This is a genomic window from Streptomyces yokosukanensis (genome assembly GCF_001514035.1).
Taxonomy (GTDB): domain Bacteria; phylum Actinomycetota; class Actinomycetes; order Streptomycetales; family Streptomycetaceae; genus Streptomyces; species Streptomyces yokosukanensis.
This window is the reverse complement of record NZ_KQ948269.1, coordinates 1-1,424: the sequence shown is the minus strand read 5'-3', so window position 1 is coordinate 1,424 and position 1,424 is coordinate 1. Positions and strand designations below refer to the sequence as shown.

General features: G+C 56.2%; 1 other annotated feature (running past one end of the window).

Annotation, left to right across the window (positions count from 1 at the left end):
• Window positions 1-1,394: a sequence feature (mutual gap in cmsearch alignment for this rRNA model is longer than 100), on the top strand; it begins 2,170 nt to the left of the window's first position.
• Window positions 1,395-1,424 lie beyond the last annotated feature (30 nt).

The following is a 1,424-nucleotide window of genomic DNA, read 5'->3' as shown; positions in this document are numbered from 1 at the left end:
GGCTGAGACCTGATGCCGAGCCGATTGTGGTGAAGTGGATGATCCTATGCTGTCGAGAAAAGCCTCTAGCGAGTTTCATGGCGGCCCGTACCCTAAACCGACTCAGGTGGTCAGGTAGAGAATACCGAGGCGTTCGGGTGAACTATGGTTAAGGAACTCGGCAAAATGCCCCCGTAACTTCGGGAGAAGGGGGGCCATTCCTGGTGAGAACACTTGCTGTTCGAGCTGGGGGTGGCCGCAGAGACCAGCGAGAAGCGACTGTTTACTAAAAACACAGGTCCGTGCGAAGCCGTAAGGCGATGTATACGGACTGACGCCTGCCCGGTGCTGGAACGTTAAGGGGACCGGTTAGCTCCATTTCGGTGGGGCGAAGCTGAGAACTTAAGCGCCAGTAAACGGCGGTGGTAACTATAACCATCCTAAGGTAGCGAAATTCCTTGTCGGGTAAGTTCCGACCTGCACGAATGGCGTAACGACTTCTCGACTGTCTCAACCATAGGCCCGGTGAAATTGCACTACGAGTAAAGATGCTCGTTTCGCGCAGCAGGACGGAAAGACCCCGGGACCTTTACTACAGTTTGATATTGGTGTTCGGTTCGGCTTGTGTAGGATAGCTGGGAGACTTTGAAGCAGGCACGCCAGTGTTTGTGGAGTCGTCGTTGAAATACCAGTCTGGTCGTGCTGGATGTCTAACCTGGGTCCGTGATCCGGATCAGGGACAGTGTCTGATGGGTAGTTTAACTGGGGCGGTTGCCTCCTAAAGAGTAACGGAGGCGCCCAAAGGTTCCCTCAGCCTGGTTGGCAATCAGGTGTTGAGTGTAAGTGCACAAGGGAGCTTGACTGTGAGACCGACGGGTCGAGCAGGGACGAAAGTCGGGACTAGTGATCCGGCGGTGGCTTGTGGAAGCGCCGTCGCTCAACGGATAAAAGGTACCCCGGGGATAACAGGCTGATCTTCCCCAAGAGTCCATATCGACGGGATGGTTTGGCACCTCGATGTCGGCTCGTCGCATCCTGGGGCTGGAGTCGGTCCCAAGGGTTGGGCTGTTCGCCCATTAAAGCGGTACGCGAGCTGGGTTTAGAACGTCGTGAGACAGTTCGGTCCCTATCCGCTGTGCGCGTAGGAGTCTTGAGAAGGGCTGTCCCTAGTACGAGAGGACCGGGACGGACGAACCTCTGGTGTGCCAGTTGTTCTGCCAAGGGCATGGCTGGTTGGCTACGTTCGGGAGGGATAACCGCTGAAAGCATCTAAGCGGGAAGCCTGCTTCGAGATGAGGACTCCCACCCACTTGATGGGGTAAGGCTCCCAGTAGACGACTGGGTTGATAGGCCGGATCTGGAAGCCAGGTAACTGGTGGAGGTGACCGGTACTAATAGGCCGAGGGCTTGTCCTCAGTTGCTCGCGTCCACTGTGTTGGTTCTGA